The organism is Ottowia sp. (assembly GCF_035325765.1).
Classification (GTDB): domain Bacteria; phylum Pseudomonadota; class Gammaproteobacteria; order Burkholderiales; family Burkholderiaceae_C; genus Ottowia.
In genome coordinates, this window is sequence record NZ_DAOKZG010000098.1 from 1 (window position 1) to 2881 (window position 2881).

The following is a 2881-nucleotide window of genomic DNA, read 5'->3' on the forward strand; positions in this document are numbered from 1 at the left end:
GTGAGCATCTTCATGGTGGTGGTCTTGCCGCAGCCGTTGGAGCCGAGGAAGCCGAAGATCTCGCCGCGCCGGATGCGAAAGGACACGTGGTCGACGGCGACGAAGTCGCCAAAGCGCATGGTCAGGTCCCGGGCCTCGATGGCGATGTCGGCGTCCGCCGCCGGCAGCGGCGGGATCGTCACCGGTTGGTGCCCGCGTTTCCTCTCCTCGGGCAGCAGCGCGATGAAGGCGGCCTCCAGCGTGGACGTCCCGGTGCGCGTCAGCAGCTCGGCCGGCGTGCCGGTGGCGAGCAGGGCGCCGTCGTCCATCGCCACCAGCCAGTCGAAGCGCTGCGCCTCGTCCATGTAGGCGGTGGCGACGATCACGCTCATGCGCGGGCGCGACGCCCGGATGCGGGCGATCAGTTCCCAGAACTGCGCGCGCCCCAGCGGGTCGACGCCGGTGGTCGGCTCGTCGAGGATCAGCAGGTCGGGGTCGTGGATCAGCGCGCAGCACAGCCCCAGCTTCTGCTTCATGCCGCCGGAGAGCTTGCCCGCCGGTCGCGCCAGGAACGGGTCCAGGCCGGTGCTGCGCGTGAGCGCGTCGATGCGCGCGCGTCGCTCGGCGGCGCCGTGACCGAACAGGCGCGCGAAGAACTGCAGGTTCTCCTCCACCGTCAGCGTGGGGTAGAGATTGCGCCCCAGTCCCTGCGGCATGTAGGCGATGCGCGGACACACGCGGTCGCGGTGGGCCTTGCGCCGCATGTCGCCGCCCAGCACCTCGATGTGGCCCGCCTGCATGGCACGCGCCCCGGCGACCAGCGCCAGCAGGCTCGACTTGCCCACGCCGTCGGGCCCGATCAGGCCCACCATGCTGGCGGGCGGCAGCTCCAGCGTCACGCCGCGCAGCGCTTCGGCCTGGCCGTAGCGCAGGCGCACGTCGCGCAGCCGGACGACGGCCTGCATGCTCAGGGTGTCGCGACGGCCTGCAGGTGCGCGGGCCAGTCGCGGCTGGGGTCGAGTCGCAGCCAGGCCTGGCCCGGCACGCCGGTCTTCACCTGCGTCACGTGGCGCTGCAGCAGCTCGGGCGCGATGCGCGCCTTCACGCGGAACATCAGCTTCTGCCGCTCGCTGGCCGTCTCCACCGTCTTCGGCGTGAACTGCGCGGTGCTCGCCACGAACGAGACGGCGGCCGGAATCACGTACTGCGGCGCGGCGTCCAGCACGATGCGCACCTCGCTGCCCAGCGCCACGCGACCGGCCACCGTTTCGGGCACGAAGAAGCTCATGTAGACGTCGGTCAGGTCGACCAGGTTGAGCAGCTTGCCGCCCCCGGGCAGCACTTCGCCGGGCTGCGCCAGCAGCAGTTGCACGCGGCCGGCGCGCGGGGCGGTGAGCTCGCTGTCGCGCAGGTCGGAGGCGATGCGTTGCACCGCGGCCTCGGCCGCCCGCACCGCGGACTGCGCGCTGTCCACCTGCGTGCGCGCGGCCGCGATCGCGGCGCGCGCCGCCTGCGCCTGCGCCTGCGTCGCCGTGAGCGCGGCCTGCAATCCGCGCACGCGGGCGCGGTCGTCGTCCAGCTCCTGCGCGGCCACGGCGCCCTCGCGCGCCAGCGCTTCGGAGCGCGCGGCGCGGCGTCGGGCGGCGTCCAGGTCGGCCTCGCGCTGCGCGACCTGCGCCAGCGCGGCGGCGTGCTCGCTCTCGCGCAGCGCGACCTGCGCCCGGGCCGCGGCCACGGCCTGGCGCGCCTGCTCGCGTCCCGCCTCGGCCTCGCGGTGCTGGGCCTGCAGGCTGTCCACCTGCATGCGCGCCAGCGGCTGCCCCGCCGTCACGAAGTCGCCTTCGCGCACCAGGATTTCGGCCACGCGGCCGGGATACTTGGTGGCCACGTCGACCTCGGTGGCTTCGATGCGGCCATTGCCGCTGACCAGGCCATCGCTCTGCTGCGCCGCCTGCCATTGCTGCCAGGCGTACAGGCCCAGCAACACCAGGGCCACCAGCACGCCCAGCGTGGTGAAGAGCCTCTGGCGAAACGGGGCGGCAAGCGTCATGGAGCGGCGGCGGCAGTCACGGCAGAAACCAGTATGCCGACCAGGGGGATACGTAACTTGATTCGAGTCAAGACAAGCGCGCCATCAACAACAAAAAGCCCCGCGTGCGGGGCCTGGGCGGGAGCGGGCGCGTTCAGCCGCCGCGCCGCATCATGTCGAAGAACTCGACGTTGTTCTTGGTCGCCTTCATGCTCTTGATGACCATTTCCATTGCCTCGATCTCGTCCATGTTGTACATGAACTGGCGCAGGATGCGCGTCTTCTGCAGCACCTCGGGCGGCAGCAGCAGCTCCTCGCGCCGCGTGCTCGAGCGGTTCAGCTGGATCGAGGGGAACACGCGCTTCTCGTAGAGGCGCCGGTCCAGGTGGATCTCGCTGTTGCCCGTGCCCTTGAATTCCTCGAAGATCACCTCGTCCATGCGGCTGCCAGTGTCGATCAGCGCGGTGGCGATGATGGTGAGCGAGCCGCCTTCCTCGACGTTGCGCGCCGCGCCCAGGAAGCGCTTGGGCCGGTGCAGGGCGTTGGCGTCGACGCCGCCGGTCAGCACCTTGCCGCTGGAGGGCACGACGTTGTTGTAGGCGCGCGCCAGCCGCGTGATCGAGTCCAGCAGGATCACCACGTCCTTCTTCAGCTCGACCAGGCGCTTGGCGCGCTCGATCACCATTTCGGCCACATGCACGTGGCGCGCCGCCGGCTCGTCGAAGGTCGAGGCGATGACCTCGCCCTTGACCGAGCGCTGCATGTCGGTCACTTCCTCGGGCCGCTCGTCGATCAGCAGCACCATCATGTGGCTGTCCGGGTAGTTGGCGCTGATGGCGTGCGCGATGGTCTGCATCATCACCGTCTTGCCGC

3 protein-coding genes are annotated in these 2881 nt (G+C 70.9%); all 3 read right to left on the reverse strand.

The annotated features are described in order from the left end of the window. The coding region (locus PKA16_RS15740) for an ATP-binding cassette domain-containing protein (protein WP_324404633.1) at positions 1-950 on the reverse strand (950 nt) is incomplete at its 3' end. Then, entirely contained in the window at positions 947-2029 is a 1083-nt protein-coding gene (locus tag PKA16_RS15745) for an HlyD family efflux transporter periplasmic adaptor subunit (protein ID WP_324404629.1), read from the reverse strand. The genes PKA16_RS15745 and PKA16_RS15740, both read right to left, overlap by 4 nt. A gap of 133 nt (positions 2030-2162) precedes the next feature. Next, a partial coding sequence (gene rho / locus PKA16_RS15750) for a transcription termination factor Rho (RefSeq protein WP_324404631.1) occupies positions 2163-2881 on the reverse strand: 719 nt, incomplete at its 5' end.

Bases quoted from the DNA above. Each gene is read 5' to 3' on its own strand.
- PKA16_RS15745 (WP_324404629.1), bottom strand. From the start codon at position 2,029: ATGACGCTTGCCGCCCCGTTTCGCCAGAGGCTCTTCACCACGCTGGGC.